The sequence below is a fragment of the Pseudomonas sp. genome (assembly GCF_030147005.1).
Classification (GTDB): Bacteria; Pseudomonadota; Gammaproteobacteria; order Pseudomonadales; family Pseudomonadaceae; genus Aquipseudomonas.
Window position 1 is genome coordinate 1 of the sequence record NZ_JASLAW010000179.1, and the last position, 14,556, is coordinate 14,556.

Consider the following 14,556-nt stretch of genomic DNA (forward strand, 5'->3'; position numbering starts at 1 on the left):
GTGTTGGGCAGGGTGTCGACGACAGTGCCTTCCATTTCGAAGCTGTCTTCTTTCGACATGCAGTAAAGCCCTCGGTATCCAGTGAATGGCCCGGTGCAACTGCGCCAGGCAAAAGCGGCGTGCATTGTGCCCGAAAAAGGGTGTTCAAGCCAAGGGGTTCTAGTTAAGCGTTACCCATCTTTGATTAATTAGCAGCTCAATGGGTCGATATTGGGTCTTGTAGTTCATCTTTTTGCAGTTCTTGATCCAGTATCCGAGGTACACCGCCTCCAGTTCCAGGCGCAGCGCTTCACCGATTTGCCAGAGGATGGCAAAGCGCCCCAGGCTGCGGCGCTCTTCTGCGGGTTCATAAAAGGTGTACACCGCCGACAGGCCGTTGGGCAGCAGATCGGTCACCGCCACCGCCATCAGCCTTCCGTCGAGGCGGAATTCGTAGAAGCGCGAAAAAGGTAGGTCTCGCACCAGAAACGTAGAAAATTGATCCCGGCTGGGCGGGAACATATCGCCGTCGGCGTGGCGTTGCTCGATGTAACGTTGATACAGGTCGAAATATTCTTCGCTGTACTGCGGTTTGACCGGGTTTACCGTCAAATCGGCGTTGCGCTTGAGGATGCGTTTCTGATTGCGATCCGGTAAAAATTGCGCCACCGGGATGCGCGCCGGGACACAAGCGTTGCAGTTTTGGCAGTGGGGGCGGTACAGGTGATCGCCGCTGCGCCGAAAGCCCATCTCCGACAGGTCGGCGTACACATGCACGTCCATCGGCTGGCTGGGATCGAGGAACAGCGTGGTGGCCTGCTCGTCGGGCAGATAGCTGCAAGAGTGAGCTTGAGTGGCATAAAACTTCAAGCGCGCCAGCTCGGTCATGATCAACCCTCGGGATAAGCTTTGAAATAAGTGTAAGCCAGGTACGCGGATGTCGCCTAAGAAACCCACGGCCCAGAGCTGGGCTGGTCCAAATGATCGCGCAGGTACCTCGCGAATTCAGTGCGCGGTATAGCGCGAGCGCCCAGGCTATGCAGGTGATCATTGGGCATCTGGCAATCAATCAGTACAAAACCCCAGGCCTGCAATTGGCGGGTCAGCGTGGCGAAGCCGAATTTGGAGGCGTTATCTGCGCGGCTGAACATCGACTCGCCAAAAAACAACTGGCCCATCGCCAGGCCGTACAGGCCCCCGACCAATTCCCCCTGGTCCCATACCTCTACCGAGTGTGCGTAACCACGCTGATGCAGCTCAAGGTAGGCGCTCTGGATGCCTTCAGTGATCCAGGTGCCATCCGCGTAGGCGCGAGGCGCCGCGCAGGCTTGAATCACCGCCGCGAAATCCTGATCGAAGGTCACGCTATAGCGCTGTTGGCGCAATAATTTGCCCAGGCTGCGCGAGACGTGCAGTTCGTCGGGGAATATCACCGTGCGAGGGTCCGGCGACCACCACAGAATCGGCTGGCCTTCGGAGAACCATGGGAAGCAGCCGTGGCGATAGGCCTGGACCAGCCGTTCGGCCGAAAGGTCACCGCCGGCGGCAAGCAGGCCATTGGGTTCGCGCATGGCCTTGGCCAGTGGCGGGAATGTCAGGGTGTCGCGTTGTAACCAGGTCAGCATGGCATCCAGGCTTACGGAAGGGGAGGGGAGCGGCAGGTTGGGCGCCTGCCCCAAAGCGTGATTATTGTCGACGCAGCGCCACGGAGCCAGCCCAAATGGCTTCTCGGTCAGGATTAGCGTGTAAGGGTGTTTCTGCAACTCTGTGCATAAGGTGCGGTCGTAATCGGGTCTGGCCAAGGCAGGCCATTTGCCAAGCTTGCCTTGATTGGTAAATACAGCGCATAAGCCTTTGTCAGCAAAGGCAATGCATGCTCAAATTGAGCATGCTGCTACACGTGTATGGTTCAAATTGCCGGGTGAAGGGCAAGTGCGTGGCATCGCGCACGCAAACCCGTACAATGCGGCGATTATGGCGTTATCGCCATTTCATCCATGCGTTATGCAGTGTTAAAAAGTAGATTCAGCAACATTCGTCATTTTCAGCTGCTCGGGATAGAGCAGACGTGTGCAGTCATTCAATAGATGGACGCGCTAAAAGGCGCAGGAAAAGACCCGTTTTGAAGAAATCCGCCGCAACACCCAAAGCAGCAGTCGTGCCGGCCTGGCGTCAGCACCTGCATTACCGACTCAAGGAAGGCGCGCTGATTGCTATCGGCGCGCTGTGCCTGTTCGTGATGATGGCCTTGCTCACCTATGGCAAGGACGATCCCGGCTGGAGCCATAACAGCAAAATCGACGATGTGCAGAATTTCGGTGGCCCCGTGGGTTCCTACAGCGCCGATATTCTGTTCATGATTCTCGGTTATTTCGCGTACATCTTTCCGCTGTTGCTGGCGATCAAGACCTGGCAGATCTTCCGCCAGCGCCACGAACCTTGGCAGTGGAGCGGCTGGCTGTTCTCCTGGCGCCTGATCGGGCTGGTATTTCTGGTGTTGTCCGGCGCGGCCCTGGCGCATATCCACTTCCATGCGCCGACCGGTCTGCCGGCGGGTGCGGGCGGGGCGCTGGGCGAAAGCCTGGGTGATCTGGCGCGCCGCACCCTGAACATCCAGGGCAGCACCCTGATGTTTATCGCACTGTTTCTGTTCGGTCTTACGGTGTTCACCGACCTGTCATGGTTCAAGGTAATGGACGTGACCGGCAAGATCACCCTCGACCTGTTCGAGTTGTTCCAAGGCGCCGCCAACCGTTGGTGGGCTGCGCGCGTAGAGCGCAAGCAGATGGTTGCGCAATTGCGCGAAGTGGACACCCGCGTCAACGAGGTGGTGGCCCCCAGCACGCCGGACCGCCGCGAGCAGGCCAAGGTCAAGGAGCGCTTGATCGAGCGCGAACAGGCCCTGAGCAAACACATGTCGGATCGCGAGAAGCAGGTGCCACCGGTGATCGCTCCCGCGCCGCCCAAAGCGCCCGAGCCTAGCCATCGCGTGCAGAAAGAGAAGCAGGCCCCCCTGTTCATCGACAGCGCCGTTGAAGGCACCTTGCCGCCGATTTCGATTCTCGACCCGGCGGAAAAGAAACAACTCAACTACTCGCCGGAATCCCTGGCGGCCGTCGGCCACCTGCTGGAAATCAAGCTCAAGGAATTCGGCGTCGAAGTATCGGTGGACTCGATTCACCCAGGCCCTGTGATTACCCGCTACGAGATTCAGCCAGCGGCAGGGGTCAAGGTCAGCCGTATTTCCAACCTGGCCAAAGACCTGGCCCGCTCCCTGGCCGTGACCAGCGTGCGCGTGGTGGAAGTGATTCCCGGAAAAACCACCGTGGGTATCGAGATTCCCAACGAAGACCGCCAGATCGTGCGTTTCTCCGAGGTGCTGTCAACCCCGGAATACGACAATTTCAAATCGCCGGTCACCCTGGCCCTCGGCCATGATATCGGCGGCAAGCCGGTAATCACCGACCTGGCGAAGATGCCTCACCTGTTGGTGGCCGGTACTACTGGTTCCGGTAAGTCGGTGGGTGTGAACGCGATGATCCTGTCGATCCTGTTCAAATCAGGCCCGGACGACGCCAAGCTGATCATGATCGACCCGAAAATGCTCGAATTGTCGATCTACGAAGGCATTCCGCACCTGCTGTGCCCGGTGGTGACCGACATGAAGGACGCCGCCAACGCCCTGCGCTGGAGCGTCGCCGAGATGGAGCGGCGCTATAAGCTGATGGCGAAGATGGGCGTGCGTAACTTGGCCGGCTTCAATGCCAAGGTCAAGGAGGCCCAGGACGCCGGTACACCGCTGACCGACCCGCTGTACAAACGCGAAAGCATTCATGACGAAGCGCCGCTGCTGAGCAAATTGCCGACCATCGTGGTGGTGGTCGACGAATTCGCCGACATGATGATGATCGTCGGCAAAAAGGTGGAAGAACTGATCGCGCGGATCGCCCAGAAGGCACGTGCGGCCGGGATTCACTTGATCCTGGCGACCCAGCGGCCGTCGGTGGATGTGATCACCGGCCTGATCAAGGCCAACATCCCTACGCGTATGGCGTTCCAGGTATCGAGCAAGATCGACTCGCGTACCATCATCGACCAGGGCGGCGCCGAGCAACTGCTGGGCCACGGTGACATGCTCTACATGCCGCCCGGCACCAGCCTGCCTATCCGTGTTCACGGTGCGTTCGTTTCCGACGATGAAGTGCACCGCGTGGTGGAAGCCTGGAAACTGCGTGGCGCGCCGGAATATAACGACGACATCCTCGCAGGCGTTGAAGAGGCCGGCAGCGGCTTCGACGGCGGCAGCGGCGGTGGCGACGATGATGCCGAAACCGACGCGCTGTACGACGAAGCCGTGGCGTTCGTGCTGGAAAGCCGCCGGGCTTCGATTTCCGCCGTGCAACGCAAGCTGAAAATCGGCTACAACCGCGCAGCCCGCATGATTGAATCCATGGAAAACGCCGGTGTCGTCACTGCAATGAACACCAACGGCTCGCGTGAAGTCATCGCCCCCGGGCAGGTGCGCGACTGATCCCGCGCCGCGTGGCAGCACGCGGCGCGCCCTGACTACTCAATGAGGACTCCCATGCGCATTATCCGCATGCTGTTGTTGCCGGCACTGGCCCTGACCGCCGTTTCGGCCCACGCTGACCCGGCTTCCGTGGCCAGCCTGAAGAACCTGCTCGACAAATCCCAAACCCTGACCGCGCGCTTTTCCCAGCTGACCCTGGACGCCGGTGGTACCCAACTGCAGGAAACCGCCGGCGAAATGGCCGTACAGCGCCCTGGGTTGTTCTACTGGCATACCGAAGGCAAGGCGGAACAGACCATCGTTTCCGACGGCCAGAAAGTCACGCTGTGGGACCCGGACCTGGAACAGGCGACCATCAAAAAGCTCGACCCACGGCTCAATCAGACGCCGGCGCTGTTGCTCTCGGGCGATGTATCGAAGATCAACGACAGTTTCGACATCACGTCCAAACAAACCAGCAACGTGATCGAATTCACGCTCAAGCCCAAGTCCAAGGACACGCTGTTTGACAGCCTGCAACTGTCGTTCGGCAACGGCCTGATCAATAACATGCGCCTGGTCGACAGCGTCGGTCAGCGCACCGACATCCTGTTCTCCGGGGTCAAGGCCAACCAGCCTGTGCCCGCGTCCACGTTCAAGTTCGACATCCCCAAGGGTGCCGACGTGATTCAGGAATAAACTCCCCCAGAGGTTTCAAACGCTGCCCATGGATCTGTTTCGAAGTGACCCGATTGCCCAGCCTCTGGCCGCGCGCCTGCGCTCGACCAACCTGGATGAATACGTCGGTCAGGAACATCTGCTCGCTCGCGGCAAGCCCTTGCGTGAAGCTCTGGAGCAGGGTGCGCTGCACTCGATGATTTTCTGGGGGCCGCCGGGGGTGGGTAAAACCACCCTGGCGCGGCTGCTGGCGAAAGTCTCGGATGCACACTTCGAAACGGTCTCGGCGGTTCTGGCCGGGGTCAAGGAGATCCGTCAGGCGGTGGAAGTCGCCAAGCAGCAGGCCGGGCAATACGGCAAGCGCACCATCCTGTTTGTCGACGAAGTGCATCGTTTCAACAAGTCGCAGCAGGATGCGTTCCTGCCCTACGTGGAAGATGGCACCCTGATTTTTATCGGTGCCACCACCGAAAACCCTTCGTTTGAGCTCAACAACGCCTTGCTCTCGCGGGCGCGGGTCTATGTGCTCAAAAGCCTGGACGAAGCGGCGATGCAAAAGCTGCTGCATCGCGCATTGAGCGAAGACAAGGGCCTGGGCAAGCGCCAGCTGAGCGTGAGCGAAGAAGGCTTCAAAATTTTGCTCACCGCCGCCGACGGCGATGGCCGGCGTTTTCTCAACCTGTTGGAGAACGCTTCGGACCTGGCCGAAGACGGCGGCGAGATCGGCGTCGACCTGCTGCAAAGCCTGCTCGGCGATACGCGTCGGCGCTTCGACAAGGGCGGCGAAGCGTTCTACGACCAGATTTCGGCGCTGCACAAATCCGTGCGCGGCTCCAACCCGGACGGTGCGCTGTACTGGTTTGCGCGCATGATCGACGGCGGCTGCGACCCGCTCTACCTTGCGCGCCGCGTGGTGCGCATGGCCAGCGAAGACATCGGCAACGCCGACCCGCGCGCGCTGAGCCTGTGCCTGGCGGCCTGGGACGTGCAGGAACGCCTGGGCAGTCCGGAAGGCGAGTTGGCTGTGGCCCAGGCCATCACTTACCTGGCCTGCGCGCCCAAGAGCAACGCGGTGTACATGGGCTTCAAGTCCGCCCTGCGCGCCGCCGCTGAACACGGCTCCCTCGAAGTGCCGATGCACTTGCGCAACGCCCCGACCAAGTTGATGAAACAGCTGGGTTACGGTGATGAATACCGCTATGCCCATGATGAGCCGGACGCCTATGCCGCCGGTGAAGATTACTTCCCCGATGAGCTTGAGCCGCTGGCGCTTTACCAGCCGGTGCCCCGTGGCCTGGAGCTGAAGATCGGCGAAAAGCTCAACCATCTGGCCCAACTCGACCGTCTCAGCCCCCGACAGCGGAGAAAGTAGTGCTCAAGACGATTCTTGCCGTGTCCGCAGCCGGCATCGCTGGTACATTATTGCGTTTCGCCACCAGCACCTGGGTCAGCGCCCAATGGCCGAAGCATTATTATGCGGCGACCTTGGCGGTCAACCTGGTGGGCTGCTTGATCATCGGGCTGTTGTACGGCTGGTTCCTGTTGCGCCCGGAAGTGCCGATTGAAATTCGCGCCGGCTTGATTGTCGGCTTTGTAGGCGGTCTGACGACCTTTTCATCCTTTTCACTGGATACGCTGCGCCTGCTGGAAAGCGGGCAGGCCCTGGTAGCCTTCGGGTATCTGGGCATCAGCGTGTTCGGCGGGCTGCTCGCCACCTGGGCCGGCCTGTCCTTGACCAAACTTTGATAAACGAGAGACCGACATGCTCGATTCCAAACTGTTACGTAGCAACCTTCAGGACGTAGCGGACCGCCTGGCATCCCGTGGCTTTGCCTTGGATGTTGCGCGCATCGAAGCGCTGGAAGAACAGCGCAAGACCGTCCAGACCCGCACCGAAGCACTGCAGGCTGAGCGTAACGCGCGTTCCAAATCCATCGGTCAGGCCAAGCAGCGCGGCGAAGACATCGCGCCGTTGATGGCGGATGTCGAGCGCATGGGCACCGAGCTGTCCGTTGGCAAAGTCGAACTGGACAAGATTCAGTCCGAGCTGGATTCGATCCTGCTGGGCATTCCCAACCTGCCGCACGAATCCGTGCCGATTGGCGAAGACGAAGACGGCAACGTCGAAGTGCGCCGCTGGGGCACGCCAAAAACCTTCGATTTTGAAATCAAGGACCACGTGGCCCTGGGCGAATTGACCGGCGGCCTGGATTTCGAAACCGCCGCGAAAATGTCCGGCGCGCGTTTCGCCTTGTTGCGTGGCCCGATTGCGCGCATGCACCGTGCCCTGGCGCAGTTCATGATCAACCTGCACACCGCCGAGCACGGTTACGAGGAAGCCTACACGCCTTACCTGGTGCAGGCGCCGGCGCTGATGGGCACCAGCCAGCTGCCGAAATTCGAAGAAGACCTGTTCAAGATCAGCCGCGACGGCGAAGCCGACCTGTACCTGATCCCGACGGCCGAAGTGTCGCTGACCAACATCGTTGCCGGTGAAATTCTCGATGCCAAGCAACTGCCGCTGAAGTTTGTCGCCCATAGCCCGTGCTTTCGCAGTGAGGCCGGTGCGTCGGGCCGTGACACCCGTGGCATGATCCGCCAGCACCAGTTCGACAAGGTCGAGATGGTCCAGGTGGTCGAGCCGTCGACTTCCATGGAAGCCCTGGAAGGCCTGACCGCCAACGCCGAGCGCGTGCTGCAATTGCTGGAGTTGCCGTATCGCGTTCTGGCGCTGTGCACCGGCGACATGGGGTTCAGCGCCGTGAAGACCTACGACCTCGAAGTGTGGGTGCCGAGCCAGGACAAGTACCGCGAGATCTCGTCGTGCTCCAACTGTGGCGATTTCCAGGCCCGGCGCATGCAGGCGCGTTTCCGCAACCCGGAAACCGGCAAGCCGGAACTGGTGCATACCCTCAACGGTTCGGGCCTGGCCGTAGGCCGTACGCTGGTGGCCGTGCTGGAAAACTACCAGCAGGCTGACGGTTCGATTCGCGTCCCTGAGGTGCTCAAGCCGTACATGGCGGGCGTCGAGGTCATCGGCTAAATGGAATTTCTGCCGCTGTTTCATAACCTGCGCGGCAGTCGTGTGTTGGTCGTCGGTGGTGGGGAAATTGCCTTGCGCAAATCCCGGCTGCTGGCCGATGCCGGTGCGTTGCTGCGGGTGGTTGCTCCCCAGATCGAAGACCAGTTGCGTGAACTGGTGCTGGGCAGTGGCGGGGAAATGATGTTGCGCGGTTATCAGGAGGCGGACCTCGACGGTTGCGTGCTGATCATAGCGGCAACGGACGACGAGCCACTGAACGCACAAGTGTCCAGTGATGCCAAGCGTCGCTGTGTACCGGTCAACGTAGTGGATGCGCCGGCCCTGTGCAGCGTGATCTTCCCGGCGATCGTCGACCGTTCGCCGTTGGTGATTGCGGTGTCCAGTGGCGGCGATGCGCCAGTGCTGGCGCGCTTGATCAGGGCCAAGCTGGAAACCTGGATCCCTTCCACCTATGGCCAGTTGGCCGGGTTGGCGGCGCGTTTTCGTGCCCAGGTCAAAGGCTTGTACCCGGACGTTCAGCAGCGGCGGGCGTTCTGGGAAGAGGTTTTCCAGGGGCCGATTGCCGACCGCCAGTTGGCCGGGCAGGGCGATGAGGCCGAGCGTCTGTTGATCGAAAAGGTCAATGGCGCGCCGCCTTATGCGCCGGGTGAGGTTTATCTGGTGGGGGCAGGCCCAGGCGATCCGGACCTGCTGACCTTCCGCGCCTTGCGGCTGATGCAGCAAGCCGACGTGGTGTTGTATGACCGTTTGGTGGCCCCGGCGATTCTGGATCTGTGCCGTCGTGATGCCGAGCGCGTGTATGTCGGCAAGCGTCGCGCCGACCACGCCGTGCCGCAGGGCCAGATCAACCAGCAACTGGTGGACCTGGCCAAGCAAGGCAAGCGCGTGCTGCGCCTCAAGGGCGGCGATCCGTTCATTTTTGGGCGTGGCGGCGAAGAGATCGAGGAATTGGCGGCCCATGGCATCCCGTTCCAGGTGGTACCGGGGATCACGGCCGCCAGTGGTTGCGCAGCGTATGCGGGCATTCCGCTGACGCACCGTGACTATGCGCAGTCGGTGCGCTTTATTACAGGGCACCTGAAGAACGGTACGTCGGATCTGCCCTGGCAGGACCTGGTGGGGCCGTCACAGACGCTGGTGTTCTACATGGGCTTGATTGGCCTGCCGGTTATTTGTGAGCAATTGATCAAGCACGGGCGAGCGGCGCATACGCCGGCGGCGCTGATCCAGCAGGGCACCACGTCCAACCAGCGGGTGTTCACCGGCACCCTGGCCGACTTGCCGCGCATGGTAGCGGAGCATGAAGTGCATGCGCCGACGCTGGTGATTGTGGGTGAGGTGGTGATGCTGCGCGAGAAGCTCAAATGGTTTGAAGGCGCTCAATCTCAGGTCTGAAATACTGCTCCTTGTGGCGAGGGAGCTTGCTCCCGCTGGAGTGCAAAGCGCTCCCAGGTTTTTGGGAACGCTGCGCAGCCCTGCGGGAGCAAGCTCCCTCGCCACAAACTGGTTCACCCCAACACACCGCTGCCGGCCAGGCGCTCACGGTCATGCCCGGTATCAAAGCGTTGGGAAGGCCCCTTCGGCACAATTCCCGTCGGATTGATCGTCCGATGGCTCTCGTAGTAATGCCCCTTGATGTGCTCGAAGTCTACCGTCTCGGCCACGCCGGGCCACTGATACAGTTCCCGCAGCCAATTCGACAAGTTTGGATAGTCGGCAATCCGCCGCAGGTTGCATTTGAAGTGGCTGTAGTACACAGCATCAAAACGAATCAGCGTCGTAAACAGCCGCACGTCCGCCTCGGTCAGGTATTCGCCGGCCAGGTAGCGATGCTCGTCCAAGTGGCGTTCCAAGTGGTCCAGCTCGGCGAACACATCATCAAACGCACTTTCATAGGCTTTCTGCGAGGTGGCGAAGCCTGCGCGGTACACGCCGTTATTCACGGCGGGGTAGATGCGTTCGTTCAGCGCGTCGATGGTCGGGCGCAGTGCTTCGGGATAGAAATCCAGGGTATTACCGGTCAGTGCGTTGAACGCGCTGTTGAACATGCGGATGATCTCCGCCGATTCATTACTGACGATGCGCTTGAGCTGCTTGTCCCACAGTACCGGCACCGTGACGCGGCCGGTGTAGTCGGCGGTGTCGGCGGTGTAGCGCTGGTGCATGAAGTCGAAACCGTCCAATGCGTCGCCGGTTGCGCCGTGGGCCTTGTCGAAGGTCCAACCGTTTTCCAGCATCAACCAACTGACCACCGAGACGTCGATCAGGCTTTCCAGACCCTTGAGTTTGCGCATGATCAAAGTGCGGTGGGCCCAAGGGCAGGCGAGGGATACGTAGAGGTGATAGCGGCCGGCTTCGGCCTTGAAGCCGCCTTCGCCACTCGGGCCGGGTTGGCCGTCCGCGGTCACCCAGTTGCGACGTTGCGCCTGTTCGCGCTGAAAAGCGCCATCTGCGCTACTTTCGTACCACTGGTCTTTCCAGTGTCCTTCGATCAGCAAACCCATGACTGGCTCCTTGGCTAATAAGCGTTTGAGCCCAGTTTAAAGGGATGAGTTCGAACTAAAAGCGCAAAGACCGGAGGTGAATGATCGATTAAATCGATTTGTCTCGCGCATCCCAATACTGCTGGGCCAATTCGAACGCCTGCTCTCGGGTGTGTCCCAGGCCACGCAAGGCCAGGGCCATGGTCGCAATCAGGGCCAGTTGCGGGTAGCTGTCCTCGACGTCGCCACGCCACAGGGCTTTCAAATGCTCAGGTTCCACGGTCGCCGGTTTGACGTGGCGCTGGGCGGAGAGGGCGGGCCATTCTTCGTCCCAGCTCTGGCCGCTCGTGGTGCCATACAAGTGGCTGAGGGTGTCCGGGTTGATCTCGATCTCACCGCCATCGCCCTTGACCACAATCACGTTGTCGCCAAGCAGGCCACTGGCATCGCGGTGTACGCCTTGGTAACCCGGATGGAAAATGCTTTGCAGGCCGCAACGGGCATTCAGCGGGTTGAGCAAGCGTGCCAGGGAGTGGATCGGCGAGCGCAAGCCCAAGGTGTTGCGCAGGTCGATCATGCGCTGCAATTGAGGCGCCCAGTCGCCCAGCGGGATAAACGCGAGGTTGCCTTGTGCATAGGCCGCCTCGACCTGTTGCCAATTGCGGCACAGTGGTATTTGCACACTCGCCAGCAACTGCTCGGTGTACAAGCGGCCCGCCGTATGCGCGCCGCCGCCGTGCATGAGGATGCGCACGCCATTTTGCGCCAGGCACTTGGCCGCCAGCAGAAACCATGGCAGGTGGCGCTTTTTGCCGGCATAGGTCGGCCAGTCGATATCGACATTCAATGCCGGCGGATGCAAGCGCTCGCGCACCGCTTCGGTGAAGCCGGCGAGCTCGTCCGGGCTTTCTTCCTTGTGGCGCAGCAGCATGAGGAACGCGCCCAGTTGGGTGTCCTCGACTTTTTCGTCGAGCAGCATGCCCATGGCTTCGCGCGCTTCCTCACGGGTGAGGTTGCGTGCGCCGCGCTTGCCTTTGCCGAGGATGCGCACGAACTGCGCAAACGGATGTTCTTCGGGCGTCGAGAGGTTCAGTGGGGCAAAGTCGGTCATAAGCAATTCGTCGGCCTGGGCAGGCCCGCCAGCTTGGCGGCGAGTTTGGCGGGAGTGCCGTTGAACAGTTTGTTGAGGTGCAGGCTGTTGCCCTTTTGCGGGCCGAGTTTCAAGGCGGTGTACTTGATCAGCGGGCGCGTGGCGGGGGACAGTTGGTACTCAGCATAAAAGCCGCGCAGCAGTTCGAGGATTTCCCAGTGGTCCGGGGTCAATTCCAGCGATTCGGCGGCGGCCAGGGCCTCGGCAATTTCGGCGGACCACTCGTTGAGGTCGACCAGGTAGCCGTCCTTGTCCAGTTCGAGGGTGCGCGTGCCTACGGTCAGTGTGTTCATAGCCAGCTGTTGACCTTGTCATAGTCGATCGACAGCTGCACGAAACCCGGATAGTCCACGCTGGCGGCCCAGTCCGGGAGCGGCAGGTTGCGTGCCTGCATGTCTTCAGCCAACACAAACACCTTTACCCCCTTGGTTTGCAGCGCTGCGTTGTGCAGGCCGTAGGCGCCGTCGCCGCACAGCAGGATGGCATCATCGGTGCCGCAAACGCGCAGGCAGCTGTCGAGGCGGCTATCGGTAAAGGGGGAGTGGGACACCACATGTAAAGTCGACATCAGAGGGTAATCACCTGGTCGTAACGGTCAATCAGCTTGGAAATAGCTGCGCTGCCCAAGGCTTGGGCGCTTGCCGGCGCAATAAGCCCGCGTTCGGTCAGGCTGTGGCTGCAGGCGAACACCTCATCGATACCGAACAGGCCCAGGGCTTGCAGGTTGGCGCTCAAGTCCTTTTGTTGCACGGCCTTGGCGTCCTGGTGCGGCGCCAGCTGGAACACGCCGTCGTCCAGAAACAGCAGGCCGATCGGCAGATCGAATGCGCCGCCGGCCAGCACGATATCCAGTGCTTCCCGCGCACTGGGCCCGGACCACGGCGCCTGGCGGCTGATTACCAGCAATGATTTGGCCATGTCACGAGCCTCCAAAACAGATCAGGCGGTCGGCGTCCTGGATCGCATCATGCAATTGCCCCAGGCCCGACAGCGTCCAGGGCGCCTCCAGGTTCACCGCGCTGCGTTGATAGCGCGTGGCCTCCTCGGCATTGAGCACACCACGGCGCAAGGCCGCGGCGATGCACACAACGCCGTCCAGTTGGTGAGTACTGACAAACTCGCGCCAGTGGCGCGCGATGTCTTGCTCGTCCTGGGGCGCGACGATGTTATTGGACGCGCTGTACACGCCATCCTGATAAAAAAACAGCCGCACAATTTCATGCCCGCCGGCCAGGGCCGCCTGGGCGAACAACAGGGCGCGGCGCGAGGCGGGCGCGTGGGCGGCGCAAAACACTGCAATCGCGAACTTCATGGAACACTCTGCCTACAAACGTGGGCCAATGATAAAGCCGCCGCGACGAAAAAGCCCGCCGTGATCAAAACGGTCATTGTGGTTGATCGTTCTGACGATTGCCGTCAGCGCTGAAGGCTGACTACGCTGTGGCCAGTCGAATCGGAAACGGAGTGTGTATGGCAGGCCCCTTGGCGTCCCTCAAAGTGCTGGATTTTTCTACCCTCTTGCCCGGCCCGTTCGCCTCACTGATGCTGGCGGACATGGGCGCTGAGGTGCTGCGCATCGAATCGCCGACGCGGATGGACCTGTTGCGCGTATGGCCGCCCCACGATCACGGCACGTCGGCGAGTCACGCCTACCTCAATCGCAACAAGCGCAGCCTGGCGCTGGACCTCAAGCAGGCTGAGGCGCTGCAGATCGTCTTCGAACTGGTCAAGGGCACCGATATCCTCGTCGAACAGTTCCGCCCCGGCGTCATGGACCGCCTGGGCCTGGGGTATGCGGCACTGAAAGCGATCAACCCCAGGCTCATTTACGTATCCATCACCGGCTACGGCCAGACCGGCCCTTACCGGGATCGCGCCGGCCACGATATCAACTACCTGGCAGTGGCCGGCGTGGCCAGCCACACCGGGCGGCGCGACAGTGGGCCGTTGCCGCTGGGCGTGCAACTGGCGGATATCGGCGGCGGGTCTTTGCACGCGGTGGTGGGCGTGCTTGCGGCGGTCGTCGCACGGCAGCAGAGCGGCGTCGGTCAGTACCTGGATGTGAGCATGACCGACTGTTCGTTCAGCCTGAACGCAATGGCCGGCGCGGGTTACCTGGCCTGCGGGGTGGAGCCGGAGTGGGAAAACCATGTACTCAATGGCGGCAGTTTCTACGATTACTACCGCACGCGTGACGGGCGCTGGATGTCGGTGGGTAGTCTGGAACCGGCCTTCATGCAGCAGTTGTGTGAAACGCTGGGGCGACCGGAACTGGCCGTGCACGGCGTGAAGCCTGAGCAGCAGCCGGCACTCAAGCGGGCGCTGCAGGTGGAATTTGAAAAACGCAGCTTTGATGAACTGTGCGCGTTGTTTGCCGAAGTGGATGCGTGCGTGGAGCCGGTGTTGAGCTTGAGTGAAGCGCTGGAGCATCCGCAGTTGCAGGCGCGCGGGTTGATCAGCCAGGTGCCCAGGGGCGATGGTTCGACCCAGGCGCAGATCGCCTGCCCGTTGAAGTTTTCCGAGGGGTTGCCGGCGCCACGGCATATCGGTGTTGCCGTAGGTGCGCACAGTGATGAAGTGCTGAGGGAGTTGGGGTTCAGTGCTCAGCGGATAAGCGAGCTGCGCCAGGGCAAGGTAATTGGGTGACAGAACTGACACTTTTCGCGGGCAAGCCCTAATGCCGGTCAGTTAAGCGCTAAAGCAGAAAAACCTG

At 61.0% G+C, this 14,556-nt stretch carries 15 protein-coding genes; 7 read left to right on the forward strand and 8 right to left on the reverse strand.

The window, feature by feature from the left end:
* Nucleotides 1–159 precede the first annotated feature (159 nt).
* The gene (locus Q1V60_RS16920) at nt 160–867 is read right to left on the reverse strand and encodes an arginyltransferase (RefSeq protein WP_300632583.1); all 708 of its coding nucleotides are present in this window, start codon (nt 865–867) and stop codon (nt 160–162) included.
* A 56-nt stretch (nt 868–923) separates the two neighbouring features.
* Nucleotides 924–1,604 (reverse strand): leucyl/phenylalanyl-tRNA--protein transferase, encoded by a 681-nt coding sequence (aat, locus tag Q1V60_RS16925; protein WP_300632586.1) that lies wholly within the window; start codon nt 1,602–1,604, stop codon nt 924–926.
* Nucleotides 1,605–2,101: 497 nt separating this feature from the next.
* Between aat and ftsK the strand changes: the two genes are divergently transcribed.
* The 6 genes from ftsK to cysG are packed head-to-tail and all read left to right on the forward strand — an operon-like array spanning nt 2,102 to nt 9,605.
* Nucleotides 2,102–4,510, forward strand: coding sequence for a DNA translocase FtsK (gene ftsK, locus Q1V60_RS16930; protein WP_300632589.1), 2,409 nt, complete (start codon nt 2,102–2,104; stop codon nt 4,508–4,510).
* Between the two features lie 54 nt (nt 4,511–4,564).
* Nucleotides 4,565–5,188, forward strand: coding sequence for an outer membrane lipoprotein chaperone LolA (gene lolA / locus Q1V60_RS16935; protein ID WP_300632592.1), 624 nt, complete (start codon nt 4,565–4,567; stop codon nt 5,186–5,188).
* Nucleotides 5,189–5,216: 28 nt separating this feature from the next.
* Complete coding sequence (locus Q1V60_RS16940) at nt 5,217–6,539, forward strand: replication-associated recombination protein A (protein ID WP_300632593.1); 1,323 nt, start codon at nt 5,217–5,219, stop codon at nt 6,537–6,539.
* The gene (gene crcB, locus Q1V60_RS16945; RefSeq protein WP_300632596.1) at nt 6,539–6,913 is read left to right on the forward strand and encodes a fluoride efflux transporter CrcB; all 375 of its coding nucleotides are present in this window, start codon (nt 6,539–6,541) and stop codon (nt 6,911–6,913) included. The genes Q1V60_RS16940 and crcB overlap by 1 nt, the downstream gene beginning before the upstream one ends.
* 16 nt (nt 6,914–6,929) lie before the next feature.
* The gene (gene serS, locus Q1V60_RS16950; protein WP_300632598.1) at nt 6,930–8,210 is read left to right on the forward strand and encodes a serine--tRNA ligase; all 1,281 of its coding nucleotides are present in this window, start codon (nt 6,930–6,932) and stop codon (nt 8,208–8,210) included.
* Complete coding sequence (gene cysG / locus Q1V60_RS16955) at nt 8,211–9,605, forward strand: siroheme synthase CysG (RefSeq protein ID WP_300632601.1); 1,395 nt, start codon at nt 8,211–8,213, stop codon at nt 9,603–9,605.
* Between the two features lie 113 nt (nt 9,606–9,718).
* Here the strand turns inward: cysG and Q1V60_RS16960 are convergent, their stop codons facing one another.
* The 6 genes from Q1V60_RS16960 to tusD form a co-directional block, all read right to left on the reverse strand.
* Complete coding sequence (locus Q1V60_RS16960) at nt 9,719–10,714, reverse strand: glutathione S-transferase family protein (RefSeq protein WP_300632604.1); 996 nt, start codon at nt 10,712–10,714, stop codon at nt 9,719–9,721.
* A gap of 88 nt (nt 10,715–10,802) precedes the next feature.
* Nucleotides 10,803–11,804, reverse strand: coding sequence for a glycosyl transferase family protein (locus tag Q1V60_RS16965; RefSeq protein WP_300632607.1), 1,002 nt, complete (start codon nt 11,802–11,804; stop codon nt 10,803–10,805).
* Nucleotides 11,801–12,136 carry a TusE/DsrC/DsvC family sulfur relay protein gene (locus Q1V60_RS16970; protein ID WP_300632610.1) on the reverse strand — a complete coding sequence of 112 codons (336 nt, stop codon included), beginning with the start codon at nt 12,134–12,136 and terminating at the stop codon, nt 11,801–11,803. The genes Q1V60_RS16965 and Q1V60_RS16970 overlap by 4 nt, the downstream gene beginning before the upstream one ends.
* Nucleotides 12,133–12,411 carry a sulfurtransferase complex subunit TusB gene (gene tusB / locus Q1V60_RS16975; RefSeq protein WP_300632613.1) on the reverse strand — a complete coding sequence of 93 codons (279 nt, stop codon included), beginning with the start codon at nt 12,409–12,411 and terminating at the stop codon, nt 12,133–12,135. Before tusB ends, Q1V60_RS16970 begins: the two co-directional genes overlap by 4 nt.
* Nucleotides 12,411–12,761 (reverse strand): sulfurtransferase complex subunit TusC, encoded by a 351-nt coding sequence (gene tusC, locus Q1V60_RS16980; protein ID WP_300632616.1) that lies wholly within the window; start codon nt 12,759–12,761, stop codon nt 12,411–12,413. The genes tusB and tusC overlap by 1 nt, the downstream gene beginning before the upstream one ends.
* Before the next feature lies 1 nt (nt 12,762).
* Nucleotides 12,763–13,155, reverse strand: coding sequence for a sulfurtransferase complex subunit TusD (gene tusD, locus Q1V60_RS16985; protein WP_300632619.1), 393 nt, complete (start codon nt 13,153–13,155; stop codon nt 12,763–12,765).
* Between the two features lie 158 nt (nt 13,156–13,313).
* On the opposite strand from tusD, the gene Q1V60_RS16990 reads away from it, so the two are divergent.
* Complete coding sequence (locus tag Q1V60_RS16990; RefSeq protein WP_300632622.1) at nt 13,314–14,489, forward strand: CaiB/BaiF CoA-transferase family protein; 1,176 nt, start codon at nt 13,314–13,316, stop codon at nt 14,487–14,489.
* Nucleotides 14,490–14,556: the final 67 nt, after the last annotated feature.